General features: G+C 60.5%; 30 protein-coding genes. 29 read left to right on the top strand and 1 reads right to left on the bottom strand.

Annotated elements, in window-relative coordinates:
• Nucleotides 1-45 precede the first annotated feature (45 nt).
• Nucleotides 46-2,202, bottom strand: a complete 2,157-nt coding sequence (locus ABFT80_RS27495; RefSeq protein WP_347975131.1) for a transglycosylase domain-containing protein — start codon at nt 2,200-2,202, stop codon at nt 46-48.
• A gap of 224 nt (nt 2,203-2,426) precedes the next feature.
• On the opposite strand from ABFT80_RS27495, the gene ABFT80_RS27490 reads away from it, so the two are divergent.
• The 29 genes from ABFT80_RS27490 (at nt 2,427) to ABFT80_RS27350 (ending at nt 25,817) form a co-directional block, all read left to right on the top strand.
• Nucleotides 2,427-2,735, top strand: coding sequence for a hypothetical protein (locus ABFT80_RS27490; protein WP_347975130.1), 309 nt, complete (start codon nt 2,427-2,429; stop codon nt 2,733-2,735).
• Entirely contained in the window at nt 2,732-3,244 is a 513-nt protein-coding gene (locus tag ABFT80_RS27485; RefSeq protein WP_347975129.1) for an Imm26 family immunity protein, read from the top strand. The genes ABFT80_RS27490 and ABFT80_RS27485 overlap by 4 nt, the downstream gene beginning before the upstream one ends.
• A gap of 216 nt (nt 3,245-3,460) precedes the next feature.
• Complete coding sequence (locus ABFT80_RS27480) at nt 3,461-3,910, top strand: hypothetical protein (RefSeq protein WP_347975128.1); 450 nt, start codon at nt 3,461-3,463, stop codon at nt 3,908-3,910.
• On the top strand, nt 3,873-5,153 hold the full coding sequence (locus tag ABFT80_RS27475) for a DNA-packaging protein (protein WP_347975135.1): 1,281 nt from the start codon (nt 3,873-3,875) through the stop codon (nt 5,151-5,153). The genes ABFT80_RS27480 and ABFT80_RS27475 overlap by 38 nt, the downstream gene beginning before the upstream one ends.
• Before the next feature lie 256 nt (nt 5,154-5,409).
• Nucleotides 5,410-6,573, top strand: coding sequence for a phage portal protein (locus ABFT80_RS27470; RefSeq protein WP_347975127.1), 1,164 nt, complete (start codon nt 5,410-5,412; stop codon nt 6,571-6,573).
• Between the two features lie 236 nt (nt 6,574-6,809).
• Nucleotides 6,810-7,166 carry a DUF6107 family protein gene (locus ABFT80_RS27465; protein ID WP_347975126.1) on the top strand — a complete coding sequence of 119 codons (357 nt, stop codon included), beginning with the start codon at nt 6,810-6,812 and terminating at the stop codon, nt 7,164-7,166.
• Nucleotides 7,156-7,851 (top strand): HK97 family phage prohead protease, encoded by a 696-nt coding sequence (locus tag ABFT80_RS27460; protein ID WP_347975125.1) that lies wholly within the window; start codon nt 7,156-7,158, stop codon nt 7,849-7,851. The genes ABFT80_RS27465 and ABFT80_RS27460 overlap by 11 nt, the downstream gene beginning before the upstream one ends.
• A complete protein-coding gene (locus ABFT80_RS27455) occupies nt 7,841-9,082 on the top strand; it encodes a phage major capsid protein (protein WP_347975124.1) in 1,242 nt (413 codons plus the stop codon). The genes ABFT80_RS27460 and ABFT80_RS27455 overlap by 11 nt, the downstream gene beginning before the upstream one ends.
• Before the next feature lie 80 nt (nt 9,083-9,162).
• Nucleotides 9,163-9,732, top strand: a complete 570-nt coding sequence (locus tag ABFT80_RS27450; protein WP_347975123.1) for a head-tail connector protein — start codon at nt 9,163-9,165, stop codon at nt 9,730-9,732.
• The gene (locus tag ABFT80_RS27445) at nt 9,732-10,067 is read left to right on the top strand and encodes a phage head closure protein (RefSeq protein ID WP_347975122.1); all 336 of its coding nucleotides are present in this window, start codon (nt 9,732-9,734) and stop codon (nt 10,065-10,067) included. The genes ABFT80_RS27450 and ABFT80_RS27445 overlap by 1 nt, the downstream gene beginning before the upstream one ends.
• Nucleotides 10,064-10,210 (top strand): hypothetical protein, encoded by a 147-nt coding sequence (locus ABFT80_RS27440; RefSeq protein WP_347975121.1) that lies wholly within the window; start codon nt 10,064-10,066, stop codon nt 10,208-10,210. Before ABFT80_RS27445 ends, ABFT80_RS27440 begins: the two co-directional genes overlap by 4 nt.
• Nucleotides 10,194-10,598, top strand: coding sequence for a DUF3168 domain-containing protein (locus tag ABFT80_RS27435; RefSeq protein ID WP_347975120.1), 405 nt, complete (start codon nt 10,194-10,196; stop codon nt 10,596-10,598). Before ABFT80_RS27440 ends, ABFT80_RS27435 begins: the two co-directional genes overlap by 17 nt.
• A 26-nt stretch (nt 10,599-10,624) precedes the next feature.
• Nucleotides 10,625-11,041, top strand: coding sequence for a phage major tail protein, TP901-1 family (locus ABFT80_RS27430; RefSeq protein ID WP_347975119.1), 417 nt, complete (start codon nt 10,625-10,627; stop codon nt 11,039-11,041).
• On the top strand, nt 11,041-11,376 hold the full coding sequence (locus ABFT80_RS27425; RefSeq protein ID WP_347975118.1) for a gene transfer agent family protein: 336 nt from the start codon (nt 11,041-11,043) through the stop codon (nt 11,374-11,376). The genes ABFT80_RS27430 and ABFT80_RS27425 overlap by 1 nt, the downstream gene beginning before the upstream one ends.
• Nucleotides 11,377-11,411: 35 nt before the next feature.
• Nucleotides 11,412-11,585, top strand: a complete 174-nt coding sequence (locus ABFT80_RS27420; RefSeq protein ID WP_347975117.1) for a phage tail assembly chaperone — start codon at nt 11,412-11,414, stop codon at nt 11,583-11,585.
• Entirely contained in the window at nt 11,578-12,144 is a 567-nt protein-coding gene (locus tag ABFT80_RS27415; RefSeq protein WP_347975116.1) for a phage tail tape measure protein, read from the top strand. The genes ABFT80_RS27420 and ABFT80_RS27415 overlap by 8 nt, the downstream gene beginning before the upstream one ends.
• Nucleotides 12,145-12,152: 8 nt before the next feature.
• Nucleotides 12,153-12,785: a DUF2460 domain-containing protein gene (locus ABFT80_RS27410; RefSeq protein WP_347975115.1), complete on the top strand. Its 633-nt coding sequence runs from the start codon at nt 12,153-12,155 to the stop codon at nt 12,783-12,785.
• Entirely contained in the window at nt 12,782-13,654 is an 873-nt protein-coding gene (locus ABFT80_RS27405) for a DUF2163 domain-containing protein (RefSeq protein WP_347975114.1), read from the top strand. Before ABFT80_RS27410 ends, ABFT80_RS27405 begins: the two co-directional genes overlap by 4 nt.
• Nucleotides 13,651-14,079, top strand: a complete 429-nt coding sequence (locus ABFT80_RS27400) for an NlpC/P60 family protein (protein WP_347975113.1) — start codon at nt 13,651-13,653, stop codon at nt 14,077-14,079. The genes ABFT80_RS27405 and ABFT80_RS27400 overlap by 4 nt, the downstream gene beginning before the upstream one ends.
• Before the next feature lie 14 nt (nt 14,080-14,093).
• Nucleotides 14,094-17,894: a baseplate multidomain protein megatron gene (locus ABFT80_RS27395; protein ID WP_347975112.1), complete on the top strand. Its 3,801-nt coding sequence runs from the start codon at nt 14,094-14,096 to the stop codon at nt 17,892-17,894.
• A gap of 310 nt (nt 17,895-18,204) precedes the next feature.
• On the top strand, nt 18,205-18,411 hold the full coding sequence (locus tag ABFT80_RS27390; protein WP_347975111.1) for a hypothetical protein: 207 nt from the start codon (nt 18,205-18,207) through the stop codon (nt 18,409-18,411).
• A gap of 101 nt (nt 18,412-18,512) precedes the next feature.
• A complete protein-coding gene (locus ABFT80_RS27385; protein WP_347975110.1) occupies nt 18,513-18,812 on the top strand; it encodes a hypothetical protein in 300 nt (99 codons plus the stop codon).
• A gap of 32 nt (nt 18,813-18,844) precedes the next feature.
• The gene (locus tag ABFT80_RS27380) at nt 18,845-19,510 is read left to right on the top strand and encodes a response regulator transcription factor (RefSeq protein WP_347975109.1); all 666 of its coding nucleotides are present in this window, start codon (nt 18,845-18,847) and stop codon (nt 19,508-19,510) included.
• Between the two features lie 166 nt (nt 19,511-19,676).
• Nucleotides 19,677-21,053 (top strand): ATP-binding protein, encoded by a 1,377-nt coding sequence (locus ABFT80_RS27375; protein ID WP_347975108.1) that lies wholly within the window; start codon nt 19,677-19,679, stop codon nt 21,051-21,053.
• 106 nt (nt 21,054-21,159) lie between these two features.
• Nucleotides 21,160-21,612: a hypothetical protein gene (locus ABFT80_RS27370; protein ID WP_347975107.1), complete on the top strand. Its 453-nt coding sequence runs from the start codon at nt 21,160-21,162 to the stop codon at nt 21,610-21,612.
• Nucleotides 21,613-21,781: 169 nt separating this feature from the next.
• The gene (gene ccmI, locus ABFT80_RS27365) at nt 21,782-22,906 is read left to right on the top strand and encodes a c-type cytochrome biogenesis protein CcmI (RefSeq protein WP_347975106.1); all 1,125 of its coding nucleotides are present in this window, start codon (nt 21,782-21,784) and stop codon (nt 22,904-22,906) included.
• Between the two features lie 3 nt (nt 22,907-22,909).
• Nucleotides 22,910-23,350, top strand: a complete 441-nt coding sequence (ccmE, locus tag ABFT80_RS27360; protein WP_347975105.1) for a cytochrome c maturation protein CcmE — start codon at nt 22,910-22,912, stop codon at nt 23,348-23,350.
• Nucleotides 23,351-23,358: 8 nt separating this feature from the next.
• Nucleotides 23,359-25,350, top strand: coding sequence for a heme lyase CcmF/NrfE family subunit (locus ABFT80_RS27355; RefSeq protein ID WP_347975134.1), 1,992 nt, complete (start codon nt 23,359-23,361; stop codon nt 25,348-25,350).
• Nucleotides 25,347-25,817, top strand: a complete 471-nt coding sequence (locus ABFT80_RS27350; RefSeq protein WP_347975104.1) for a cytochrome c-type biogenesis protein — start codon at nt 25,347-25,349, stop codon at nt 25,815-25,817. Before ABFT80_RS27355 ends, ABFT80_RS27350 begins: the two co-directional genes overlap by 4 nt.
• The last annotated feature ends 114 nt before the right edge of the window (nt 25,818-25,931 follow it).

The raw sequence follows: 25,931 nt of genomic DNA, 5'->3' as shown, positions 1-25,931 counted from the left end.
GCCGGCGTTTCTATCTAAAAACGAAAAAATACTTCGAAAAAACACTTAGAGCGAGGTGACGGTTTCCGGCTGTGCGGGCGGCGAGATCGGTTCGGCTTTCTGGAAGACCTCGGTCATGCTGCGAAGCGCGCGGGTGGTTGTGCTTGAAAGAATGCGCGGACGATCCGCCTGCGGATCTGGCTGGCCCTCGGCGAGTTTCTTTTGGGCCTCGGCGGCCTTTGCGGCGATCTGCGGATCGACGAACGGGTTCTTTATGCCGGGGATCGGTTTGATGTCGATGTTTTGGTGCGCATAGGCCATGAAACGCTGCCAGATCATGGCGGGAAGCGAGCCGCCCGTCATGTTGCGAGTCGGGCTGTAATCATCGTTTCCGAGCCAGACGGCGGCGGTGTAATTGCCCGTGTAGCCGACATACCATGCGTCGCGATAGGACTGGCTGGTGCCGGTTTTGCCTGCCGAGCGGATGGAGGGCAGGGCGGCGCGGCGCGCCGTGCCGACTTCGGGAACCTGCACGAGGATCGAATTCATCGAAGCGACCGCCTGTTCGGAAAGCACGCGTTTCGGCTTCGGCGCATCGCGGCCGAAATCGTAGATGATGTCGCCGGAATGGGTAAGCAACTGGTCGATGCCGTGGCGCGTGCCCGAAAAGCCGCCATTGGCGAAGACGCTGTAGCCGGTCGCCTGATCCATGACGGTCATGCCCGAAATGCCGAGCACCATGGTCTTGTGCGCACTGACGACCGACTGGACGCCCATAGCCTCCGTCATCGCCTTGATGGGTGCGATGCCCAGATGATCCTTGGCGAGACGCACCGGCACCGTGTTCATCGATTTGACGAGGGCAGTGGTGAGCGTGACGCGTCCGGCGAAAGAGCGGCCGTAATTCTTCGGCGACCAGCTTCCCCAAGAGATCGGACCATCGGAAATGACGGAATCGGGCGTGAAGCCATGCTCCATCGCGGTGGCGAACACATAGGGTTTGAAGGACGAGCCGGTCTGGCGCAGCGCGCGGGTGGCGCGGTTGAACTGGCTGGTGCCATAATCGCGCCCGCCGACGATGGCACGCACCGCGCCGTTGTTTTCAAGGACGACAACGGCGGCTTCGCTGACCTTGTATTCCTTGCCGTGCTGGCGAAGGTTGAACTCGACGGATTCTTCGGCTGCGCGCTGGACGTTCAGATCGATGGTCGTGCGCGCCACGATGGAATGCGCGCCGGACTTTTCGGCAACGCGCTTGACCTCCTCGAAGGCCCAGTCGAGGAAATAATCAGGGCTTTTCTGGTCGCCGCGATCGACGATGCCAGCGGGATGCAGGCGGGCGGAGAGAACCTGTCCCTCCGTCATGAAACCGCCCTGCACGAGATTGCTCAGCACAACGTTTGCGCGGGCGCGGGCGGCGGGAAGGTTGATGTGCGGCGCGTATTTCGCAGGCGCCTTGAACAGACCGGCAAGCATTGCGGCTTCCGCAATGTTCAGATCCTTCACTTCCTTGCCGAAGTAGAAATCTGCCGCCGCAGCAATGCCGAACGTGCCGCCGCCCATATAGGCGCGGTCGAGATAGAGCTGCAGGATTTCCTTTTTCGACAGGTTCATTTCGAGCCAGACGGAAAGGAATGCCTCCTTCACCTTGCGCTCGACGGTGCGCTCGTTCGACAGGAACAGGTTTTTCGCAAGCTGCTGGGTGATCGACGAGCCGCCCTGAACGACCGAATTCGCGCGTACGTTTTCCGACATGGCGCGCACGAGACCGAGGAAATCGATGCCGTAATGTTCGAAAAAGCGGCGGTCTTCGGTGGCCAGAACGGCCTTGATGACATGGTCGGGCATTTCATCGACAGGCACGGAATCGCGCTGGATGATGCCACGCTGGCCGATCTCGCTGCCGTAACGATCAAGGAAGGTAACGGCGAAATCGTCCTGTTGACGCCAGTTTGCGGTGGTTTCCTCGAAGGCAGGCATGGCAAGCGCCAGCATGACGACGGAGCCTGCGGCACCGATGGTAAAGCCCTCGCTGAGCACTTCGACAGCACCGCGCCGCCAGCCGCTGACACGGAAGCGGCGGAAGAAAATCGTCAGGTTTTCCCAAGTTTCGCGGGCCTTGAAGCCTGCTTCGTAAAGGCTGGAATCAATCCACGCGTCGATGGCCAGCAATCTGCCTGCCTTCGGCGTTCGCGATTTGCGTGGTTTGAACGGATTTTCCATTCAGATGCCATCCGGCCTTTCAGAATTGAGCGATCGGGACAGCGGCATTTTCAAAGCCCACCAGTATCCAGACTGATTCCCGATTTTTATGCACACAGCAAGAGAAAAGCAGATCGGGGGTTAAGTTTGAGCAAATACGGTGAAGGCGGGGGTGGAGTTTCGGGTGACCTTGCCGAGTGAATGCGAGTTCCGTAATGCGGATACTCATAATGACGGCGAGAACCATGAGAGCATTTGTCTGTTTCCTGATCTGTGCAATTTCGATTTCGACGGCCTATGCTGACAATGAGCTGGATTGCCCGCAACTCGCGGAGGCTTTCAAAAGCACCTATTTTGCCTTTCCAGAGATCTTGCCGGGATCGGTGGAGCAGTTTGCCGCTTGGCGTGCATCGTGTGCATCCGGCGCGCCTGCCGGCGCCGGAAATGTCGTATCCCTGTGTCAGGCGGATTTGCCGGAGGGCGGGCATGTCTTTTATTGGCTGAAGGTGGGCGTGGACGTGGAGTCCAGCGGCTATGAAATTTGCGAGTATTGAGTAGCGTATCGTTTGAACAAACAGACGAGAGATCTGAAGAAGTGAAAAAAGTCAGAAAGGCAGAAGGGGATATCTTCAAAGTTCCTCTGGATGAGACATACCACACCTACGCTGTTTCATTGTTGCATCCACTGTTCGGATTTTTCGACGCACGAACTTCAAAAGAAATCGAACCGGAAGAAATTGAAAAGTCCGCCATCATTTTTTCGGTGTGGGTAATGGATTACGCCGCCAAGGACGGGCTGTGGACGAAAATTGGGCGCACCGAAAATTTCTTGGATTACAAGCGCGATCACCGAGTGTTCAAACAGGATGTTTTAAGCGGTCGGATAACGTCATATTGCGATCGGGATGGAAGCGAGTTTCCGATAGACTATGAAACGGCGTGTAACATGGAAGCCGCAGCGGTTTGGGACCCTCACCATGTCGAAGAACGCCTTCGCGATCACTTTGCGGGAAAATCCAATAGGTGGGTCGAAAGTCTCAGGCCGAGGCAGGGCAATAGCTGACACGTTTCGTGCCTTTTAGATGCTGAACGCCCTGCTTAGATGTTTGGTTAATGCTCAGGCTGTCAATATTTTCAAAACATAGGAATATATTCTTGACACCGTAACGGTGGTCTGGTAGTGTTTGGTTATCGTCGGAAAAGTGTGGCCAACGCAGCCACCGGGCGAAAAGTTTTCCGAATTTCAATCTCAAAAATCGACAGGTGACGGATGACCTCAGTGGAAACTGTGGCGCATTGGCATGCGTTGCGTTTGGCTTACGAAAAGCATGGAATTGGCCTTGAGCAACTGGCCATAATGGCACGTCGCGCGTTGGGATCGCTGGAGAGGCGGGCGCGGAAAGAGGGTTGGAGGCCGTATGAGAAGCGCGAGGAATTTGCGCATCGCATCATGGCGGCGGTGCAGCAGATCATTGGGGAAATCGAGGATATCGGCAAGGATCTGAAGGACGGCGCGGGCATCGATAAGGCGCGTGTCGAGGCGGTTTCGATGCTGATGAAGACTGTCGAGAAGCTTCGCGAGATCGCGAATTTCGCCGACGAGCTGACGGAAACCCAGGCGAAACGCGATGCTAGAATGGCCGGAATACTCGACAGGATCGACACCAGAATTGTCGAGCTTGCTCGACATTATGCAGAAAGGCTGGTCGCTAAAGCAGCTCGGCCTTGACGATGCGGGCACTGTTTCCGGCGAGTGGTTTTTGTCGGCGCGGATCGCGCAATATCCGCTGGAACAGAAGCCGGATAGTTGGCTGGTCATGGGCGGGCGCGGCGCCGGCAAGACGCGGCTGGGTGCGGAATGGGTGAATGCGCTGGTGCGCGGTTTGCCGCCATTTGCGCTTTCACGTTATTCGCAGATCGCATTGATCGGCGAGACGCTGGGCGACGCGCGCGAGGTGATGATCGACGGGCCTTCGGGCATATGTTCGATCTCCCGCGATGACCGTCCGCGCTTCGAGACGAGCCGCAAGCGGCTGGTGTGGAGCAATGGCGCGGTGGCGCAGATTTTCTCCTCCGAAGACCCCGAAAGCCTGCGCGGGCCGCAATTCGATGCGGCCTGGTGCGACGAGCTTGCCAAGTGGAAACATGCGGAAGCCTGTTTCGACATGCTGCAATTCGGGCTTCGGCTGGGTGAGCATCCGCGCCAGTTGATTACCACGACGCCGAAGCCGACGCGGCTTCTGAAACGGCTTCTGGCGGACGAAACGGTGGCGGTGGAGCGGATGCGCACCAGCGACAATGTCGCCAATCTGGCGCCGGGCTTCATGAAGGCGGTGGAAAGCCGCTATGGCGGAACGCGTCTGGGGCGGCAGGAATTGGAAGGCGAGCTGATCGAGGACCGGGAGGACGCGCTGTGGTCGCGCGATCTTCTGGAGCGGGCGGCGCTTCGCGAACTGCCGGAACTGAGGCGCATCATCGTTGCGGTAGACCCGCCTGCGACCTCGCGGAAATCTTCCGATGCCTGCGGGATCGTGGCGGTTGGGCTGGATGGGGCAGGCCGCGCGATCGTGCTGGCAGACGCGACGGTGCGGGCCGCCAAGCCGGATGTCTGGGCGCGCGCGGCAATCGAGCTTTACCGGAAGATCGAGGCGGATTGCATCGTGGCCGAAGTCAATCAGGGCGGCGACATGGTGAGCGCTGTGCTTCATGCAGTGGATAGTTTGGTTCCGGTACGGCCTGTGCGGGCAAAACGTGGAAAATGGCTTCGGGCCGAACCGGTTTCGGCGCTCTACCATCAGGGGCGGGTGCTTCATGCGGAGCGCTTTGCCGATCTGGAAGACGAGATGTGCGATTTTGGGCCGAACGGATTGTCTGGGGGACGTTCGCCGGACCGGGTGGATGCGCTGGTTTGGGCGGTCACGGAATTGATGCCGGGGACGACGGTGGAGCCGCGTATTCGCGATTTTCTTTAAAGCTCTTTTTAAACGGAAACGCTGGCGGGACAGCGCCCCCCTCTGGCCTGCCGGCCATCTCCCCCACGGGTGGGGAGATTACTCCATCATGAACGCTCGGCGCCAATTGCTGACGCTGCAGAATGAAGGCGGGGGTTGTGTCAGCCAATCTCCCCACCTGTGGGGGAGATGTCCGGCAGGACAGAGGGGGGCGCCTCGCGATTCCATCTGAACAGGAACAGCTCTAGCGCAGCAAAACAAAAGACAGGACACAAGAATGGCTTGGAAATGGCCCTGGCATAATCCGGCCGGGATGGGCGGAGCTTTGCCCAGATTGAAGACGAAGGCGGCGGGCGGGTTTATCTCGATACAGGCGCAGTCGGAGGCGGTCTGGACGCGGCGGGATTATGGCGCGTTGGCGCGCGAAGGTTTTATGCGCAATCCGGTGGTGTATCGCGCCGTGCGGCTGATTTCGGAAACGGCATCGGCAATTCCCTGGCTCCTTTACGAGGGTGTGACGGAGCTTGATGAGCATCCTCTGATGGCGCTTTTGCAGCGTCCCAATCCGCGTCAGGCGGGGCCTTCCTTCATGGAGGCGCTCTACGGGCATCTGCTTCTGGCAGGCAATGCCTATGTCGAGCTGATTGGCACGAATGGCGGTGCGCATGAACTGCATTTGCTGCGGCCGGATCGTGTTTCGGTGGCGACGGATTCCGGTGGATGGCCGGTAGCGCTGGACTATCGGCAGACGGGCGCGAAACGCTCGATCCGTCTGGGGGCGGACGAGGATGGCGGCGCGGCGCATCTGACGCTGTTTCACCCCGTGGATGATCATTACGGCTTTCCGCCGCTCGAGGCAGCGCTTATGGCGCTCGACACGCACAACGCGGCTGGGCGCTGGAACAAGGCGCTGCTCGACAATTCGGCGCGGCCTTCCGGTGCGCTGGTCTATGCGCCGAAGGAAGGCGGAAATCTGAGTGAAGAGCAATATGACCGGCTGAAGACCGAGCTGGAGCAGGGATATTCGGGCGCGATACGCGCCGGGCGTCCGCTGCTTCTGGAGGGCGGGCTGGACTGGAAGTCGATGGGCCTGACGCCGAAGGACATGGATTTCATCGAGGCGAAGAATTCGGCGAGCCGCGACATTGCGCTGGCCTTCGGCGTGCCGCCGATGCTGCTCGGCATTCCGGGCGACAACACTTACGCGAATTATCAGGAGGCCAACCGTGCCTTCTACCGCCTGACGGTGATGCCGCTGGTGGCGCGCACGGCGAAGGATCTGTCGGCCTGGTTGACGCCGGTTTTCGGCGAGGATTTGCGGCTCTGGTACGACGCCGATCAGGTCGATGGCCTGTCGGGCGAGCGAGATGCGCTTTGGGCGCGCTTGAACACGGCGGATTTCTTGAGCGACGACGAGAAGCGGGAGGCGGTTGGTTACTAGGGCAGTTCTCGCGAGACACGCCCCTCTGTCCTGCCGGACATCTCCCCCTCAAGGGTGGAGATCACACCGTCATGAACGCGCAGCACCAAATAGTGACATTGCAGAATGAAGGCGGAGAGTTGTGTCAGTCGATCTCCATCCTTGAGGGGGAGATGTCCGGCAGGACAGAGGGGCGTGCTGCCCCGCCAGCGTTTCTATTCGAAAAATGAAGGGCTCTAGGTGGAAGGATTTCCAACATGGCTGACATGACAGAAGCGGCGCATCTTTGGGCCGCGAAATGCGCGGGCGCGATTGCCGGTTCGGCGATCTCGCTTGCCTACATACTGCCCCGCGAGAGGCGTGAGGCGGCGGCTCGATTTGCGGTCGGCATCGTCTGCGGATTGGTGTTCGGCTCGACAGCCGGACTGAAGATTGCCAGCGAGCTTGGCATAGAGCGGACGATTAGCCCCGGCGAAATGGTGCTGATGGGGGCTGCGATGTCGAGCCTGTTTGCCTGGTGGGCGATCGGCTTCGTGCTGCGAACGCTGGAATTCAGCGCGATCGGGCGGCTTTTCGACAAAAAGAACAAACGGGAGACGCCCGATGAAGGCTAAACTGACGACCAAGGCGTGCGAGCGCAAATTCGTCGATCTGGTGCTGGACGATGTCGAGCAGGACGGAAGCTTTTCCGGCTATGCGAGCCTGTTCGGCCAGGTCGATCTCGGCAAGGATATTGTCGAGCGCGGGGCTTTCGCGAAATCGCTGAAGGCCAAGGGCGCGGGCGGTATTCGCATGCTTTTCCAGCATGATCCGGCAGAACCCATAGGGCTTTGGACGGAGGTCAAGGAGGATGCGCGCGGGCTGTTCGTGCGCGGCCGGCTGGCGGGCGACGTGACGCGGTCGCGCGAAGTGCTGAGCCTTCTGCGCGGCGGGGCACTGGACGGGCTTTCCATCGGCTTTCGCACGGTGCGCGCCAGAAAGGATGCGGCAAGCGGGGTGCGGCGAATATTGGAAGCCGACCTATGGGAAATATCGATCGTGACCTTTCCGATGCTGCCGCAGGCGCGCGTCGAAAGCGTGAAAGGCAGGCGCGGACGCCTGCCCACGATCAGGGAATTCGAGGGATGGCTGACGCGGGATGCGGGCCTTTCCAGAAGCGATGCCCGGGCGATCGTCGCCAAGGGTTTCGCCAGCCTCCTGAGCGAGCGGGATGCCGCGAGGAGCGCAACGGGCCTTGGCGGGATGATCCGCGAGGCAATCGACATGATGAAACAGGGAAATTCCATAGATGCGAAATGAAGCGCGTGCGCCCGAAACCAAGGGCGACAATCTCGACATTGCCGACGCGTTCGGCGAGTTCATGACGACATTCGAGGCATTCAAGGATGCCAACGACCAGAAGCTGGCGCAGCTTGAAAAGCGGCTGGGCGCCGACGTCGTGACCAGCGACAAAGTGGAACGCATTTCGCGCTCTCTCGACGAGCAGAAGCGCGTGATCGACAATCTATCGCTCAAGAAGATGCGGCCTTCGCTGGGGCGCGATGGCGGGTTTGCTGCGAGCGAGCACAAGAGCGCTTTCGAAGCCTATATGCGCAATGGCGACGACCGCCTGCTGCGTTCGCTGGATGCCAAGGCGATGTCTTACGGTTCGGGCCAAGATGGCGGCTATACGGTGCCTGCGGAAACCGAGACGGAGATCGGCAAGCGGCTGGCGAACCTCTCGCCGATCCGCTCCATCGCGACGGTGCGGCAGGTTTCGGGTGCGGTGCTGAAGAAGCCGTTCGCGGTGAGCGGTCCGGCTGTCGGCTGGGTCGGCGAGACGGCGGCGAGGCCGCAGACAGCGACGCCGACGCTGGCCGAGCTGCAGTTTCCGACGATGGAGCTTTACGCGATGCCAGCGGCAACCGCGGCATTGCTGGAGGATTCCGTGGTCGATCTCGACCAGTGGATTTCGAGCGAGGTGGAGGCGGCTTTTGCCGAACAGGAAGGCTTGGCCTTCGTACGCGGCGACGGCGTGAACAAGCCGCAGGGCTTCCTGAGCTACGACCAGACGCATGAGGCGGATTGGGCCTGGGGCAAGATCGGCTATATCCCGACCGGCGTTTCGGGCGAATTGCCGGCGGATGCGCCGTCCGACGTACTGATCGATACGGTCTATTCGCTGAAGGCGGGCTATCGCCAGAATGCAAGCTGGGTGATGAACCGAAAAACACAGGCGAAGCTCCGCAAAATCAAGGATGCCGACGGCAATTATCTCTGGCAGCCGCCCGCAGCACCGGGGCAGCGCGCCATGCTGATGGGCTTCTCGCTGGTCGAATCCGAAGACATGCCTGATGCGACGGCGGATTCCACGCCGATTGCGTTTGGCGATTTCGCGCGTGGGTATCTGGTGGTCGACCGTACCGGCGTTCGCGTGTTGCGCGATCCGTATTCCGCCAAGCCTTATGTGCTGTTTTACACGACCAAGCGCGTTGGCGGCGGGGTGCAGGATTTCGACGCGATCAAGCTTTTGAAGTTTGGCACGGCCTGAGAGACGAATCTCTAACTTCTGGATGGCCTCGATTTCATGATCGGGGCCATTTTTCTTTCCGATCATATTTGGGAGACAGAATGACGCTTTTCAGGACGGTGGAGCCGGTTGGCGAACCGGTTTCTCTGGCCGAGGCGAAGGCGCAACTGCGCCTTTCGCATTCGGGCGACGACGCATTTTTGGGTGGCCTGATAAGGGCCGCGCGCGAGGAGGTCGAGCGGGCGACCGGTATGGCGCTGATCAACCAGACATGGCGGCTGGTGCTGGATGACATTCCTTCGAATGGCTGCGTGTTGCTGGCGCGCCATCCGGTTCGCCAGGTGCTTTCGGTGAGTGTGTTCGGCAGCGAAGGCGAGGCGGCGGTGGTCGATCCGGCAGACTATGAGGCTGACACGATTTCGCGACCGGCGCGGCTGCATTTCACGAAGCGGCCGGAACGGCTGCGGACCATGAACGGCATCGAGATCGATTTCGAGGCGGGCTTTGGCGAGGCAGGGACGGATGTGCCCGACCTCCTCAAGCGCGCGATGCTTCTACTGGTCGCGCATTGGTATGAATTTCGTGGCAGTTTCGGGCCGGACAACCAGCCGGTTTCCTATCCGGCGGGCTATGAAAGGCTGATTTCGGGCTACCGGCAGCGGAGGCTTTGATGCGGACGCTGTTCATAGATCCGGGGGCATTTCGCAGCGAAATTGCGCTGCAACGCTGCCTCGCCGTGCCGGACGGCATGGGCGGGCATGACGAGGACTGGCAGGAGGTTGCGACTGTTTTCGCAAAGATCGAGCCGGTTTCTGTGCGCAGTAATATGGACGCGGGGCAGGCGCTGGAGATTGTGACGCATCGCATTTTTCTGCGCTGGCGCGAGGGCGTGGAAAGTGGAATGCGGTTTTCGCGCGGCAGTCGTGTTTTTGTGATCGTGACGGTTCATGATCCCGACGAAACCGGGCGTTACCTTGTGTGCAGGACACGGGAGGATGCAGCGTGAATTTATCGATGCAACTGACGATGGACGGTCTGGTGCGCGCATTGCGCACGCGGCTGCACGCGCTTGCCGAAGATGTCGAGCGCAAGCAGGAAGAGCGTCCGGCACGGCCACCAAGGGAGGCGGACGATGAGCGCGGCGGCTGACCTTCAGAAGGCGATTTTCGACTGCATGGAAACGGACGAGGCGTTGATTGCAGCGCTCGGCGGAAGCAGGATATTCGACCATGTTCCGGTGAATGCGCAGTTTCCCTATATCAGCTTCGGGCGCACCAGCATGTATGACTGGAGCACCTCCACGGAGCATGGCAGCGAGCAGTTTTTCACGCTGCATATCTGGTCGAAAGACAAGGGTAAGCGGCAGGCGCTGGACATATTGGAACTGGCGAAAAGCAGGCTGGAAACGGCAGCGCTTGAGCCTGCCGCGCATCACCTCGTCAATCTGATATTTGACTTCGCGGAAGTTCGGCAGAACGAGGATTTGTCTCTGTACCACGGGCTGCTGCGGTATCGCGCGGTGTTGGAACCTCGATAATCAATCTAAAAATTCAGGAGGCCGGAATGGTCGCTCAGAAGGGCAAGGACCTTCTTCTCAAGATCGATTCCGATGGGGTCGGGTCTTTTCAGACGGTTGCGGGGCTGCGCTCAAAACGCCTTGCTTTCAACAGTGAAACGGTGGACGTGACCGATGCGGATTCAGTGGGGCGCTGGCGCGAATTGCTGGGCGGCAGCGGGGTGCAGCGGGCGGCAATCAGCGGGTCGGGCATCTTCAAGGATGCGCAGTCGGACAAGATGATCCGCGTGCGGTTTTTCTCAGGCGAGATTTCGAACTGGCAGCTTTCCATTCCGCACTTTGGGACGGTGGAGGGCGCGTTTCAGATCACTTCGCTCGAATATACGGGCAGCCATGACGGCGAGGTAACGTTCGAGATGGCGCTGGAATCGGCGGGGCCGGTGAGCTTTGCGGAGGTGCCGTGATGGCGAACCGGAGGCGTGGGGAAATATCGGCTGAACTCGACGGTCAGGCGCATCGGTTGTGCCTGACGCTGGGCGCTCTGGCGGAACTCGAAAGCGCATATGCGGCTGACGATCTGGGCGCGCTGGTCGAGCGCTTTTCGACGGGGCGGCTTTCGGCAACCGATATGATCCGCATTATCGGGGCAGGTCTGCGTGGCGGCGGCGCTGAGATCAACGATGCGGCAGTCGGGCGGATGCAGGCGGCTGGCGGTGCTGCGGGGTTTGCGCAGATCGTTTCGGATCTGCTGGCGATCACCTTTGGGGCGCAGAGCGGCGAGGCCGCGCAAAACCCCTAGACGCCGCAGCGGGCGAGTTTCCCTGGGACAGCGTGATGGCTGCCGGGTTCGGCCTGCTGCGGCTTTCACCAAGCACTTTCTGGGCGATGACGCCGCGCGAGCTGGAACGCGCGATGAGCGTGCTGCCGCAACGCGCGGTGGCACCTGCGCGTGCCGATCTGGCCGCGCTGATGCGCGAATTTCCCGACAAGGAGAATGAACATGGCTGAAGACATCGAGGTGTCGATAAGGGCCGATATTGCGCCGTTTCAGGCGGCACTCGACAATCTGAAAAGCCTTTCGGGCAGCTTCGGAAACCAGTTGGGCGGCGCGCTGAAAAATGCGGCGCAGGGCGGCAAGGAACTGGACGACATATTGCGCCGTATCGGGCTGAACCTCGCGGGCATGGCGCTGAAACAGGGCATGCAGCCCTTGCAAGCGCTGACCGGCTCGCTGTTTTCGGGGCTGATGGGCAAAATCACGCCCTTTGCGAATGGCGGCGTGCCAGGGCGTGTCGTGCCGTTTGCGAGCGGCGGGGTGGTTTCGACGCCGAGCTATTTTCCGATGGGCAAGAATGTTGGGTTGATGGGCGAGGCGGGCGCGGAGGCGATCATGCCTTTGCAGCGCGGGCCAGATGGGCGGCTGGGCGTTGCGGCATCGGGCGGCGGCGGGGCGGTGAACGTGGTGTTCAATGTGAATGCGCAGGACGCAGGCTCCTTCCGCAAATCCGAGGCGCAGATAACCGGCATGCTGGCGCGTGCGGTTTCGCGCGGCACGCGAACTTTCTGAGGCGGCGAATGAGCGAATTTTCAAGTTTTCACGATGTGCTTTTTCCGACCGCGATTTCATTTGGCGCGACGGGCGGACCTGAGCGGCGCAACGAGATCGTTTCGCTGACTTCGGGCCGCGAAAAGCGCAATGCGCGGTTTTCGCAATCGCGTCACCATTACGATGCGGGAACGGGCGTGCGCTCGCTTGCCGATCTGCATGAGGTGCTTGTGTTTTTCGAGGCGAGGCGCGGGTCGCTTCATGCGTTTCGCTTCCGTGACCCATTCGACATGAAATCCTGCAAGCCTTCCGGGACGCCTTCGGCGGGCGATCACTTGATCGGTGTAGGCGACGGAGCAAAAGCGCGGTTCAGGCTGACCAAAGGCTATGGTGACGGGGCGGATTCTTATCAGCGTTTCATCGCCAGGCCGGTGGCGGGCACGCTGCTTGTTGCGGTGGACGGCGAGGAAGTGGCAAGCGGTTTCGACTGGTCGAGCGGCGAGGTGGTGCTCGATGCGGCGCCTGGGCCGGGTGTGCGGGTGACGGCTGGTTACGAATTCGACGTGCCGGTGCGGTTCGATACTGAGCGGCTTTCGATCAGCCTGACGGTATTCAAGGCGGGCCAGATACCGTCGATACCGCTGGTGGAGGTGCTTTCATGAGCGCGTTTCCGCAGGGTTTGACGGAGCATTTCGGCAATGGCGTGACCACGCTTTGCCATTGCTGGAAGGTGACGCGGACGGATGGCGTCGCGATTGGATTTACCGACCATGATCGCGTGCTGCTCGTCGGGGGAACAATGTTCGAGCCGCAGACCGGCTTGAGCGCCAGCGAGGCGCGCGAAACGCTGGGGCTTGCGGTCGACACGGTGGATGTGGAGGGCGCGCTTTCCTCGGATCGCATTTCCGATGCGGATGTAGCGAACGGTCTTTACGATCGCGCGACGGTCGAGACGTTTCTGGTGAACTGGCGAAAACCGAGTGATTTCGCGCTTCTGCGGACGGCGACGATCGGGCGGATCACACGGCGCGACAACGCTTTTCAGGCAGAGCTTGAAAGTCCGACTCACGCGCTGGATCAGGTAAGCGGTCGCTATGTGAGCCGTGCTTGCGATGCTGAACTCGGCGACGGACGCTGCCGGGTATTGCTGTCGCAATTCGGTGCGAGTGGAACGGTGATTGCGCCGCATGGCACTGATGTTTTTTCGGTCGTGGGGTTGGAAGGTTTCGCGGCAGGCTGGTTTTCGCATGGTGTGCTGAAATGGGCGGATGGACGGGCGGAAAGTATCGTCGATCACCGGATCGGCGCGGAAGGTGTGTTGCTGACGCTGAAGGCGCGAAGCGGGCGGGCGGTTGTTCCCGGTGAGGTGTTTTCGATCGTGGCGGGATGCGACAAGACCTTTGCAGCGTGCAAGGCGAAGTTTTCCAATGCGCTGAATTTTCAGGGCTTTCCGCATCTGCCGGGCAATGATGCCGCCTATTCCTATGTGACGGATGGCGGCGTGTTCGACGGAGGGGCGCTGGTGCCATGATCGGGGAAAAAATCGTTGCGGAAGCGTTGAGCTGGGTCGGCACGCCTTACCGGCATCAGGGCGCGAGGAAGGGCGTGGGCTGCGATTGCCTTGGCCTCGTTCGCGGGGTTTGGCGCACGGTCTATGGCGAGGAGGTAGAAACGCCTGTCGCCTACGCGCCGGACTGGGCGGAGGCGGGCGGCAGGGATCTGCTTCTCGATGCTGCGCGCAGACATTGCTGTGAAAAACCTTTGGCTGGGGCGGGACACGGCAATCTCATCATCTTTCGCTGGCGTCCGCATCTGCCTGCGAAACATGCGGGCATCATGATCGGCGAGGACCGTTTCATCCATGCCTATCAAGGCAATGCGGTGACGGTGTCGGCGCTGGTGCCGCAATGGCGCAGCCGCATCGCGGGCGTTTTCGCATTTCCTGAACACATCTGAATTCGGAGTGATCCATGGCAACCATCCTGCTTCAGACCGCAGGCGCGGTTCTTGGCGGCTTTCTCGGGCCTGTCGGCAGCGCGATCGGCTCGGCTGTCGGCGCGATGGCGGGCTATTCCATCGACCGTGCGCTGATCAACGGAACGCGGCGGATCGAGGGGCCGAGGCTGTCCGGCGCGCGGCCTTTCACGGCGGAAGAGGGCGTTGCCGTGCCGCGCATTTACGGAAGCGCGCGCGTCGGCGGCACGCTGATCTGGGCGACGCGTTTCGAGGAAACGCGCACGACCAAACGGCAGGGCGCGAAGGGCGGGCCGCGTGTGACGGAATACAGCTATTTCGCTAATGTCGCCTTTGCTCTGTGCGAGGGCGAGATCGCGGGCATAAGGCGCATCTGGGCGGATGGGCGCGAGATCGATCAGACGGGCGTGCAATTGCGCGTCTATCGCGGCACGAAAAACCAGCCGGTCGATCCGCTGATTGCGGCAAAGCAGGGCGCAGGGAATGCGCCTGCCTATCGCGGGCTTGCCTATGTGGTGATCGAGCGGTTTGGGCTGAACGATTACGGCAATCGCGTTCCGCAGTTTCAGTTCGAGGTGCTGCGCCCGGTGGGCAGTTTTGGCTCGAAGGTGAAGGCGGTGGCGCTGATACCGGGGGCGACGGAATACGGGCTTTCGCCCGTGCCCGTGACACGCCGGAAACGACCGGGCGAGACGGAAAGCGTCAATCGCAACGTGCTGCATGCGGGCACCGACATCGAAGCCTCGCTGGACGAATTGCAGATGCTGTTTCCGAATCTGGAGCATGTCGCGGTGGTGGCGACTTGGTTCGGGGATGACTTGCGGGCAGGGCATTGCAGGATCAGGCCCGGAGTGACCGACCGGAACGGTGGAGGATATTCGCAGGAATGGCAGGTGGCGGGCGTGTCGCGCGGACAGGCGATGCAAGTTTCCAGGGTGAACGGGCATGCGGCCTATGGCGGGACGCCGTCCGACAGAAGCGTGAGGGATGCGATTGCCGCGATCAAGGCGCGCGGGCTTAAAGTTACGCTTTATCCGTTCATCATGATGGATGTTCCGGGTGACAATGACTTGCCGGATCCTTATGGCGGTGCGCGGCAGGCGGCGTATCCTTGGCGCGGGCGGATTACGTGTTTTCCGGGAAGCGCGGGCAAGACGGCGCTGGCGCGAACGCAGGTTCAGGCATTTTACGGCAATGGGGACGACTGGGGCTATCGCCGCTTCGTGCTGCATTTTGCGCGATTGGCGGCGGCGGCGGGCGGTGTCGATGCGTTTCTGATTGGCACGGAATTGCGCGGGCTGACTGCGCTGCGCGACCAGGCGAATGCGTTTCCGTTTGTCGAGGCGCTCTGCGGATTGGCTGCTGAGGTGCGCGCGATCGTCGGGGCCGGGACGGCGCTGACCTATGGTGCGGACTGGACCGAATATTTCGGGCATCAGCCGGGCGATGGCAGCGGCGATGTGTTTTTCCATCTCGATCCGCTCTGGGCGCATCCGGCAATCGATGCGGTGGGCATCGACAATTACATGCCCTTGTCGGATTGGCGCGATGCCGATTATTCGACGCCGAACCCGGACGGGTTTGCCAGCCCTTACGACTTGGCGGGCATGGGCCAAGCGATTGCAGGCGGTGAGGGGTTCGACTGGTATTACGCAAGTGCGGCGGCGCGGCTGGCACGGGAGCGGACGCCGATCACCGATGGGGCTTACGGCAAACCGTGGGTCTATCGCTACAAGGACATTGCGAATTGGTGGTCGCGGCCGCATCACGACCGGATTGGGGGTGCGGAGAAGCCGAATGCGACGGAGTGGATGCCGGGCTCAAAACCGATCTGGTTTACCGAACTGGGCTGCCCGGCAATCGACAAGGGGCCGAACCAGCCGAATGTTTTTCCCGACCCGAAATCGGTGGAGAATGCGTCGCCCTATTTTTCGAATGGCGGGCGTTCGGATGCGGCGCAGAAGCGCTTTCTGAATGCGCATCTCGATCATTGGAAGGGTGCAGGCAATCCGGTGTCGCCGGTTTATGGCGGGCGAATGGTCGATGCCGACCGAATTTACCTCTGGGCCTGGGACGCGCGGCCTGTGCCGGCGTTTCCGAAACGCAGCGATCTTTGGGCGGATGGTGCGAACTGGCATTGCGGGCATTGGCTGAACGGGCGCGCCGGAAACCCTGAAATCGGCGATCTGATCAATGCGGTTCTCGCCGATCACGGCATCGAGCCTGCCGACGTTTCGGGCGCGGAAGGGACGGTTACGGGCTATGTGATTTCCGATCCGACGACGGCGCGGCAGGCGCTGGAACCGTTGATCGATTTGTTCGGCTTGGGTGTGAGGCAGGATGCGAAGGGGCTGAGCTTCCGGCAGGAGACGGCGCTGCGAGGCGAGCCGATCATCGTCGACGAGATGGTGAGCGAAGAAGGCAGTGCGGTGGTCGAGACCGTGAGAAGCGGGGATCAGGATATGCCTGCGGAGGCGATCCTCGAATTCCGCGATCCTTTTACCGAGTATCAGACGATCTCCGTGCGCAGCAGGGTTTTGGGCGCGAAGGGCAGCAGGCAGCTTACGATTTCGTTTCCGGGCGTGTTGGAGGCGGGGCAAGGCAAGAGCCTGCTCGAAGAGCGTATGAACCGGCTGGCAGGGCAGCGGGAAGTGGTGAGTTTCGCGGTTGCGCAGCCGGATGAGAAGATCGTGCCGGGTGCCATTATTCGTGTGCCAGCATCGGGTAGCGATGCCGATTTTATCGTGACGGAGATCGAGGACGGGCTGATGCGGAAGGTTTCGGCGCGGCAGATCGTGCGGTCTCTGCCAGCGCCCTGGGGGCCGGGAGCGCTGGCCTCAAAGGTGGCACCGACGATCCTTGCCGGGCAGCCACTAGCGCTGTTTCTCGACCTGCCGATGAATGGGGCAGGTGCGCCGGAAGAGCAGTTTCGTGCGGCGCTTTGGCGAAAACCTTGGCGGACGCAGAATGTCTTCGTGTCACCGGAAGATACGGGTTTTGAATACAGGGGGTCTGTCGGCAGGTCAGCGAATGTCGGCGTGCTGCGCGAGGCGCTTGGGCCGGGTGGCGAGGGGCGCATCCAGCGCTCCGCGACGATGGTCATTGAGTTTTTTGGCGGTGAGGCGGCGAGCATCAGCAGGTTGCAGCTTTTGAATGGAGGCAATGCGGCGGCGGTTCGTTCGGTGTCCGGTGTTTGGGAAGTTCTGCAGTTCGAAACTGCGGAAGAGATCGAACCGGATGTCTGGCGGCTCGGCGGATTGCTGCGCGGGCAATTGGGTACGGGCGATGCGGCGGCATGCGGCGCGTCTGCGGGAGCGTATTTCGTGATGCTGGACAGCGCAGTCGAGCCTGCGGGGTTGCGGGCAAGCGAGGCGGGGCTTGAGCTGAACTGGCGTGCGGGTGCTGCCGGGGTGGATTTTTCCGACGCGAATTTTGCGACGAGCAGGGAAATCGGGGGTGTTCGGGCAAAATTGCCGTTGTCGCCGGTGCATCTGCGAATGCGCAAGGGGGCTGGCTTCGAATTCTCCTGGATCAGGCGTGGGCGCATCAATGCCGATAGCTGGATGCAGAATGAGATCGCGCTTGGCGAGGAAAGCGAGGCGTATCGGATCGAGATTGGCGGGATGACTGGCGAAGTGCGGCGAGTTGCGGAATCGGCAACGCCATTCTGGACTTATGGTGCGGCGCAGATGGCGGCGGATTTCGGGGAGATGCCATCGGAATTGCGGATGACGATCCGGCAGCTAAGCGCGGCCGTTGGCTGGGGACTTCCGGCGAGGCGAGTTTTTAAAGTCTGATCGCTTGTCTTTTGGCAAGCACGGAATGATGGCGACAACTGAAGTGGTGCGTCCTTCGAGGCTCGCTGCGCTCGCACCTCGGGATGAGGGAGGTGGGGTTGTCTGCGTAGCACTTCGAGCCAGCCGTTCGTCATGAGAAGTGCAATCTCCCTCATCCTGAGGTGCGAGCGCAGCGAGCCTCGAAGGACGCACCCACCTGAAAATCGCGCGGCAATACTTACGATTTTTCGGTCGGTTTTGCGAATGCCGGATCGCTTAGGCGGCTGAGACTTCCGGCGAAGCGAATTCAAAATCTAAAATGGAGATGAATATGGATGAGGTAAAACCCTGGTATCTTTCACGCACGATCTGGGCGTCGGTCGTTGCGATATTGATAGCGCTTTTCGGCATTGCGGGTGTCTCGACGGACGCTTTGAATGATGTTGCGCTGACAGACGCATTTTTGCAGGTGGCGGCGGCGATTGCCGGGATGCTTACGATTTTCGGGCGGGTTTTTGCGAAAAACAGGATCGGTTGAGGGCTGTGGCGTTGACATTGCGGCGCGCATGTTCAGCTATGTTCTATTACACGAGGTAATATTCATTTTACGTTCAGCCGCGCTGCGATAGAAACCGATTTATGAAAACGCTCCGCTCCATATTCAGAACCGCCATCCTCTCGCTCTCCGCGGGCGGATTGTTGTCTGCACAGGCTTTTGCGATGCCGATTGTCGTTCCGGAACGAACCGGACTGGTACAGACGGTCGCGGCGGATTGCTATGCGATCGGCCAGCAAGTGGCGGCGCAAAATGGCGGCACGCTGGCACGGGCGTCGGCCTCGACGCAGGGCGGACAGGCGGTCTGCGTGATCGTCGTTCTGGTGCCCGGCAAGGACGGCGAACGGCCGCGCCGCGCCGAATTCGTCGTGCCGCAGGGCTGATCTCCTCAGAATCGATTTAAGGGCGGAATTGAATGCGGATATTGGTGGTCGAGGACGACAAGGATCTCAACCGGCAAATCTCGGACGCCTTGAGCGATGCCGGTTATGTCGTGGACAAGGCTTTCGACGGCGAGGAAGGGCATTTCCTGGGTGATACGGAGCCTTATGACGCTGTGGTTCTGGATATCGGCCTGCCGCAGATGGACGGTATCAGCGTCGTTGAGCGCTGGCGGCGTGACGGGCGCAAGATGCCGGTACTGATTCTGACTGCGCGTGACCGCTGGAGCGACAAGGTTTCCGGCATTGACGCGGGTGCGGACGATTATGTGACCAAGCCGTTCCATATCGAGGAAGTGCTGGCGCGGGTGCGGGCATTGATCCGGCGTGCGGCAGGGCACGCATCTTCGGAGCTGACATGCGGGCCGCTGCGTCTGGATACGAAGGCGTCGAAGGCTGACGTTAACGGCATGCCGCTGAAACTCACATCGCATGAGTTCCGGCTGCTCGCCTATCTGATGCACCATATGGGCGAGGTGGTTTCGCGCACCGAACTGGTCGAGCATCTTTACGATCAGGATTTCGACCGCGATTCCAACACGATCGAAGTGTTCGTCGGGCGTTTACGCAAAAAGATGGGCATCGACATGATCGAGACGGTGCGCGGCATGGGCTACCGTATGCGCGAGCCGGACGCCTGAGCGCCCGTTTGCAAATTCTACCCTGCCGGACATCTAGCGCAGTTTTCTGCGCTTCCGGTGCTCACGTACCAAATGTACGCTCCGCTTCGGTTCTCGAAAGTCACGCTATAAGCCTCGGCAGGGCGACTTATCAAAAGGGCTGCAACATGCGCGCCGGGACGGCGGAATGATCTTCAACCCGAAATCGCTGGCATTTCGCATCATCGCCTTTTCCACGATGTGGGCGGTGGTGACGATGGTGGTCATTTCGACTGTCATTACGACGCTCTACAGCCAGACCAGCGAAAAGGGCTTTGAAAGCCTTCTTTCGGCGCATCTGTTCAATCTGATCGGATCGGTTGGCGTTTCGGCCAATGGTACGCTTACCGGCAATCCCGATCTCGGCGATCTTCGCTTTTCGCAGCCGAATTCGGGTTGGTATTGGGTGGTGGAGCCGATTTCGCGCGGCCTGACCGGGCAGTTGCGCTCGTCTTCGATGTTCGAGGATATTCCGTCGCCCGCATCGTCCGATGTTCCATTCGATGCTGAATTTCGCCGCAGCTATGTGGCCGAAGGCACGAACGACAAGCGATTGCAGGTGGTGGAAAGCGAATTCGTGCTGGACAATCAGGGCCGCATCGCACGCTTTCGCGTGATGGGAAACCGGTCGGAGTTGCAGGAAGAAATCGGGGCTTTCGAGCGGCGGCTGTATTTTTACCTGTCGATGTTCGGCATTGGTATGATCGCGATCAACGCGATTGCCATCCTGTTGGGGCTTCAACCGCTGGCGCGGGTGCGCGAGGCGCTTTCGATGGTGCGCGAGGGAACGGCGAAGCGGCTCGATGGGCGCTTTCCGGCGGAAATCGAACCGCTGGCCAATGAGACGAATGCGCTGATCGAAAACAACAGGCGCATCGTGGAGCGCTCACGAACGCAGGTCGGAAATCTTGCGCATTCGCTGAAGACGCCGCTGGCGGTTCTTTTGAACGAAGGCCGGGCGTTGGGCGGCGACAAGGGAAAATTGCTGACCGAGCAGGCGGCATCGATGCAGCACCAGATCGAGCATTATCTGAAACGCGCGCGGGTGGCTGCGCAGCGCGACAGCGTTGTTTTCAGAACGTCGGTATCCGAAGTGGTGAGACGTATGGTGCGGGTGCTGGAAAAGCTCAATCCGCGGACGCATGTGTCGCTTTCGCTGCCTGCAACAGATGTGGTTTTTGCCGGCGAACGCGAGGATTTCGAGGAAATACTCGGCAATCTGCTCGAAAATGCCATGAAATGGGCGCGCAGCGCAGTTTCGGTGACGGTCGATGCCGAAAAGCCGGATGACGGCGCGCCCGGCTATCTGACCATGACGATCGAGGATGACGGGCCGGGGATTCCCGATGAGCAGGCGCGGGAAGCGTTGAAACGGGGCAACAGGCTCGATGAAACGAAGCCGGGAACTGGTCTGGGGCTGGCAATCGTGACCGATCTGGTGAAGGAATATGAAGGGGTACTGAAGCTTGAGCGCTCCTCGCTTGGCGGGCTCAAGGCAATTGTTCAATTGCGTATGGTGGGATAGACAAGACTATTGCGAACGGAACCGTTCACGGGCCGTCCGCATTTGAGTCCCGACCCTGGCAAAGGACCATGTTTTCTTGGTGGTAAATTCGAAATTGACGAAATTCATGAAGTTACGTTTCGTAGTTTTGCTGGGGCTTGGCGCCGTTGCGGGCTGCACCACGACAGGACAGACGCTGCAGCCTGAAGTCGTTCCGTCGCAGCAACAGGCGGCTGTTCAGCCACCGGCCGATGATGGAAAACTGGCGGCGCGGATCGTGAGCGCCATGAATGGCGGGTTGGTCGGCGGATCGATCGGATCGGAACTGAGCAATCGCGAGCGCCGGCTGGGACTTGAAGCCGAGTATCGGGCGCTGGAATACACCCAAGGCGGCCAGGCGGTGACGTGGAAGAGCGACCGCGGTAGCTCCTATGGCGAGGTCGTTGCGTCGCAGCCATATCGCGTCGGATCTCAGGATTGCAGGCAGTATACGCACACGGTCTATGCTGGCGGACCATCGACAAGCGCGCGCGGCACGGCCTGCCGCAACGCCGATGGAAGCTGGACGCCGCTTACCTGATTGGGCGCGGCGTCACGTAAATTTGAAGCCTGAGCGGGCAGCTTGGGCCGATTTTTGTCTAAAAACCGCAGAATTTGGGGCCAATAGCGGAAAATTGCGCGGTAGACCCGTCAATCCGCCGCAGGCAGCCTGCGTTGGCAGATGGGATGCGGCCAGCTAATGAGGGGCCATGCTTTTCTGGTCCATTGCCGCATTGCTGACCTTGGGCGCGAGCCTCGCGGTTTTACTGCCGCTGGCGCGCCGCAACGAGACTTCTGTCGCCGACGGAAATTTCGACGTCGAAGTCTATCGCGACCAGCTTTCCGAGCTTGAAAAAGACGTTGCACGCAAGCTGGTTGCACCGAGTGACGCCGAACAGGCGCGCGCGGAAATCTCACGCAGAATCATCAGCGCCGACGCCAGGGCGAAACACAAATCCGTTGGCGTATCCCGCTCCGGGCGGATGATCGGTGCGGCAGCAATATTGGCGGTTCCGCTGGTGAGCTGGGGCCTCTACACCGCGACAGGTTCGCCCGACATTCCAGATCAGCCGCTAGCCGCACGGCTTGAAGCCAACCCGGCAGACAGCAGCGCGGACGAGCTTATCGCGCGCGCCGAGGGACATCTCGCCAGCAACCCCGAAGACGGACGCGGATGGGACACGCTCGCGCCGATCTATGTGCGGATCGGCAGGTTTGCCGATGGAGCAACTGCTTATCGCAACGCAATCCGGCTTGAGGGCGAAACCTCGACCCGGCTCGCAGGATTGGGCGAGGCGATAACCAATGCGGGCGGCGGTATCGTTTCCGTCGAGGCGCAGAAGACTTTCGAGAAAGCAGTCGCGATAGAGCCTGCGCAGCCGAAAGCACAGTTTTTTCTGGCCATAGCGCTTTCACAGGAAGGGCGTCACGACGATGCCGAGAAAGCGTGGCAGGCGATGCTCGATACGCTGCCGCAGGATTCGCCGTGGCGCGCGCCGGTCGAACGGGCGCAGGCCGAAAGCCGCAGACTAGCCGGTGTTCCGCCGATAGCAGGCCCCGGTCAGGCGGATGTGGATGCCGCCGCAGACATGTCCGATGCGGATCGCAATGAAATGGTGGCCGGCATGGTCGCCAGACTGGACGAAAGACTTCGCCAGAATTCCAACGATGTCGACGGATGGATGCAACTGGTTCGCTCCTATATGGTGCTGGGCAACGGTAAGGAGGCCGCCGGTGCACGCGACCGGGGCCTTGCGGCGCTCGGCAAGGACAGCGAAGACGGCAGGAAGCTGGCCGATTTTGCGGCGTCTCTGAATGTGGAGGCGGCGGAGTAGGCGATGAAACGCAAGCATAAAAGACTGATGGTGATCGGCGGCGGGCTGGCCTTTCTGGGTGCCGCGGCGGGCCTGACCTTCTACGCGCTCGGTCAGAAAGCGTCCTATTTCTACATGCCGAGTGATGTTTATGCCGCAACGCTGGAGCCGGGACAGCGCATCCGTCTGGGCGGTCTGGTCGAAAAAGGCTCGATCTCGCGCGGCGAGGGCACGCATGTCGCTTTCGTCGTGACCGATACGGACCAAACGGTGAAGGTGACTTACAACGGCATATTGCCGGACCTGTTTCGCGAGGAGCAGGGCGTTATCACCGAAGGCAGCTTCGGCGCCGACGGCACATTCACTGCCGACAGCGTGCTGGCAAAGCATGACGAGACATATATGCCCAAGGAAGTCGCGGACGGCCTGAAGGCCAAGGGTCTGTGGCAGGAAGACGGACAATGAACGGCAGCATGGTTGAGATAGGCCATTTCGCGCTCGTTCTGGCGTTCACCCTGTCGCTGGTCCAGTCCATCGTGCCCCTTTGGGGCGCAAGGACCGGCGATGAGCGGCTGATGGCTGTTGGCGAGCCGGTGACGATTACCGGATTTGCGCTGACGCTCTTGTCTTTCGCAGTGCTTACAGTGGCTTACATCCAGTCGGATTTCTCGCTGGTCAATGTCTGGGAGAACTCCCATTCGATGAAGCCGATGCTCTACAAGATCACCGGCACATGGGGAAACCACGAAGGCTCGATGCTTTTGTGGGTGGTGATCCTGACGTTTTTCGGGGCGCTCGTCGCGGTGTTCGGCAAGAATTTGCCATCGACCCTGCGCGCCAATGTGCTGGCCGTTCAGGGCTGGATCGGTGCGGCATTTCTGCTGTTCATTCTGGCGACGTCGAACCCGTTCGCACGGTTGATACCGGCGCCTATCGAGGGGCGCGATCTCAACCCTATCCTTCAGGACATCGGCCTGGCGATCCATCCGCCGCTGCTTTATCTTGGCTATGTCGGGTTTTCCGTCTGTTTCTCTTTCGCGGTCGCAGCGCTCATCGACGGCAAGATCGATGCTGCCTGGGCGCGCTGGGTGCGGCCGTGGACACTGGCTGCCTGGGTGTTCCTGACCGGCGGCATCGCGATGGGCTCTTACTGGGCCTATTACGAACTCGGCTGGGGCGGTTTCTGGTTCTGGGATCCGGTGGAAAACGCATCCTTCATGCCGTGGCTTTCGGGTACGGCGCTGCTGCATTCGGCAATCGTCATGGAACGGCGTTCGGCGTTGAAGATCTGGACACTTCTTCTGGCGATCCTGACCTTTTCGCTGTCGCTGCTTGGGACGTTCCTTGTGCGCTCGGGTGTTTTGACCTCGGTTCATGCCTTCGCGACGGACCCGAGCCGGGGCGTGTTCATCCTGTGCATTCTGATGGTGTTCATCGGCGGGTCGCTGGCGCTGTTTGCATTCCGGGCGCAGCAGCTTGTTCCGGGTGGAATTTTCCAGCCGATTTCGCGCGAAGGCGCGCTGGTTCTCAACAATCTGTTCCTGACGACCGCGACGGCAACCGTGCTGATCGGCACGCTTTACCCGCTTCTGGTTGAGGCTATTTCCGGCGACAAGATTTCGGTGGGCGAGCCGTTCTTCAACCTGACATTCGGCCCGTTGATGGTGCCCCTGCTGCTGGCCGTACCGTTCGGGCCGCTTCTGGCGTGGAAGCGCGGGGATGTTTATGCGGTGGCGCAACGGCTGATGTTTGCTTTCGGCGGTGCGCTGCTGGTCGTTCTGGCAACGCTGTTGTTCGTGGACGGGTCGTCGGTCTTCGCCGCGCTCGGTGCGGGAATTTCGGTGTGGCTCATTCTCGGCGCGTTCACCGATGTTTTCTACAAGGCCGGACTTGGCAGCGTTCCGTTCTCAACGGCGCTGCGCCGCATAAGGGGATTGCCGCGCTCGATCTTCGGTACGGCGCTGGCGCATCTTGGGCTGGGGCTGACGACGCTCGGCATCGTTGCGGTCGTCTCGTTCGAAGCAGAGCGTATCGTCGTCATGCATCCGGGTGAAACGCTGGAGATTTCCGGCTACACGCTGCGCTATGACGGATTGAAGCCGTTTCAGGGGCCGAATTTCACGGAAGAGCAGGGCACATTCTCGCTGATGGGCGACGGCAATACCGTCAGAGGCACTATCATGTCGGCCAAGCGCTTCTACACCGTGCGCCAAATGCCGACGACGGAAGCGGGTATCAGGACTATGGGTCTGAGCCAGCTTTACATCGCGCTTGGCGATCAGGGCGAGAATGGCGCGATCGTCGTCAGGGTCTGGTGGAAACCTCTGGTGACGCTGATCTGGCTGGGCGCCGTTGCCATGATGATAGGTGGTACGTTCTCGCTGCTCGACCGCCGTCTGCGGGTAGGTGCGCCGGCAAAGCGTAAGACGAAGCTGCGCGAAACGCCGAGCCCGGCAACGACATGAAAGTGAAAAGCTTTCTCCTCGTACTGGCGGTTTTTTCGAGCCTGCTGTTCGGCGGTTCGGCAATGGCCGTGCAGCCTGACGAGGTTCTGCCAAACCCGGCGCTGGAGGCGCGTGCGCGCAGCCTTTCGGCGCATTTGCGCTGCATGGTCTGCCAGAACCAGTCCATCGACGATTCCGATGCCGAGCTTGCCCGCGATCTGCGCGTTCTGGTGCGGACACGGTTGACAGCAGGCGATACGGACGAGCAGGTGATGGACTACGTCGTCTCCCGCTATGGCGAGTTCGTACTGCTGCGGCCGAAGTTCAATATCCGCAACGCCTTGTTGTGGGTCACGCCAATCTTGCTGCTGGCAGCGGGAGGCGCCTTTATCTTTTTCTCGTCGAGACGGCGGAAGATCGCCGATTCCGCTGCTTTGAGCGGCGAGGAGAAGCGCGCGCTGGACGATATTCTTAAAAATCAGGGCTGAATCTTCTTATCCGCGAACATTACGAAAGTTTCATTCGTCGGAAAGAGTGCCGTAATGTGATGTGTCCTATTTGTACTTCCGACGATGCCCACGATGGCATTGAGTCTAGAAGGA

Origin of the sequence: Foliimonas ilicis (assembly GCF_039939195.1) — a bacterium.
Classification (GTDB): Bacteria; Pseudomonadota; Alphaproteobacteria; order Rhizobiales; family Rhizobiaceae; genus Foliimonas; species Foliimonas ilicis.
Note: the sequence above shows the minus strand (reverse complement) of the source record. Positions and strands in the feature narration are given on the sequence as shown.

Excerpts from the sequence above, each read along its gene's own strand:
- ABFT80_RS27475 (WP_347975135.1), top strand. The coding sequence starts at position 3,873 with ATGCAGAAAGGCTGGTCGCTAAAGCAGCTCGGCCTTGACGATGCGGGC.
- ccmE (WP_347975105.1), top strand. The coding sequence starts at position 22,910 with ATGAAACGCAAGCATAAAAGACTGATGGTGATCGGCGGCGGGCTGGCC.
- ABFT80_RS27460 (WP_347975125.1), top strand. The coding sequence starts at position 7,156 with ATGAAGGCTAAACTGACGACCAAGGCGTGCGAGCGCAAATTCGTCGAT.
- ABFT80_RS27395 (WP_347975112.1), top strand. The coding sequence starts at position 14,094 with ATGGCAACCATCCTGCTTCAGACCGCAGGCGCGGTTCTTGGCGGCTTT.
- ABFT80_RS27415 (WP_347975116.1), top strand. The coding sequence starts at position 11,578 with ATGGCTGAAGACATCGAGGTGTCGATAAGGGCCGATATTGCGCCGTTT.
- ABFT80_RS27445 (WP_347975122.1), top strand. The coding sequence starts at position 9,732 with ATGCGGACGCTGTTCATAGATCCGGGGGCATTTCGCAGCGAAATTGCG.
- ABFT80_RS27400 (WP_347975113.1), top strand. The coding sequence starts at position 13,651 with ATGATCGGGGAAAAAATCGTTGCGGAAGCGTTGAGCTGGGTCGGCACG.
- ABFT80_RS27435 (WP_347975120.1), top strand. The coding sequence starts at position 10,194 with ATGAGCGCGGCGGCTGACCTTCAGAAGGCGATTTTCGACTGCATGGAA.
- ABFT80_RS27410 (WP_347975115.1), top strand. The coding sequence starts at position 12,153 with ATGAGCGAATTTTCAAGTTTTCACGATGTGCTTTTTCCGACCGCGATT.
- ABFT80_RS27370 (WP_347975107.1), top strand. The coding sequence starts at position 21,160 with ATGAAGTTACGTTTCGTAGTTTTGCTGGGGCTTGGCGCCGTTGCGGGC.
- ABFT80_RS27425 (WP_347975118.1), top strand. The coding sequence starts at position 11,041 with ATGGCGAACCGGAGGCGTGGGGAAATATCGGCTGAACTCGACGGTCAG.
- ABFT80_RS27465 (WP_347975126.1), top strand. The coding sequence starts at position 6,810 with ATGGCTGACATGACAGAAGCGGCGCATCTTTGGGCCGCGAAATGCGCG.
- ABFT80_RS27470 (WP_347975127.1), top strand. The coding sequence starts at position 5,410 with ATGGCTTGGAAATGGCCCTGGCATAATCCGGCCGGGATGGGCGGAGCT.
- ABFT80_RS27405 (WP_347975114.1), top strand. The coding sequence starts at position 12,782 with ATGAGCGCGTTTCCGCAGGGTTTGACGGAGCATTTCGGCAATGGCGTG.
- ABFT80_RS27455 (WP_347975124.1), top strand. The coding sequence starts at position 7,841 with ATGCGAAATGAAGCGCGTGCGCCCGAAACCAAGGGCGACAATCTCGAC.
- ABFT80_RS27490 (WP_347975130.1), top strand. The coding sequence starts at position 2,427 with ATGAGAGCATTTGTCTGTTTCCTGATCTGTGCAATTTCGATTTCGACG.
- ABFT80_RS27390 (WP_347975111.1), top strand. The coding sequence starts at position 18,205 with ATGGATGAGGTAAAACCCTGGTATCTTTCACGCACGATCTGGGCGTCG.
- ABFT80_RS27375 (WP_347975108.1), top strand. The coding sequence starts at position 19,677 with ATGATCTTCAACCCGAAATCGCTGGCATTTCGCATCATCGCCTTTTCC.
- ABFT80_RS27430 (WP_347975119.1), top strand. The coding sequence starts at position 10,625 with ATGGTCGCTCAGAAGGGCAAGGACCTTCTTCTCAAGATCGATTCCGAT.
- ABFT80_RS27380 (WP_347975109.1), top strand. The coding sequence starts at position 18,845 with ATGCGGATATTGGTGGTCGAGGACGACAAGGATCTCAACCGGCAAATC.
- ABFT80_RS27350 (WP_347975104.1), top strand. The coding sequence starts at position 25,347 with ATGAAAGTGAAAAGCTTTCTCCTCGTACTGGCGGTTTTTTCGAGCCTG.
- ccmI (WP_347975106.1), top strand. The coding sequence starts at position 21,782 with ATGCTTTTCTGGTCCATTGCCGCATTGCTGACCTTGGGCGCGAGCCTC.
- ABFT80_RS27450 (WP_347975123.1), top strand. The coding sequence starts at position 9,163 with ATGACGCTTTTCAGGACGGTGGAGCCGGTTGGCGAACCGGTTTCTCTG.
- ABFT80_RS27385 (WP_347975110.1), top strand. The coding sequence starts at position 18,513 with ATGAAAACGCTCCGCTCCATATTCAGAACCGCCATCCTCTCGCTCTCC.
- ABFT80_RS27355 (WP_347975134.1), top strand. The coding sequence starts at position 23,359 with ATGGTTGAGATAGGCCATTTCGCGCTCGTTCTGGCGTTCACCCTGTCG.
- ABFT80_RS27420 (WP_347975117.1), top strand. The coding sequence starts at position 11,412 with ATGGCTGCCGGGTTCGGCCTGCTGCGGCTTTCACCAAGCACTTTCTGG.
- ABFT80_RS27495 (WP_347975131.1), bottom strand. The coding sequence starts at position 2,202 with ATGGAAAATCCGTTCAAACCACGCAAATCGCGAACGCCGAAGGCAGGC.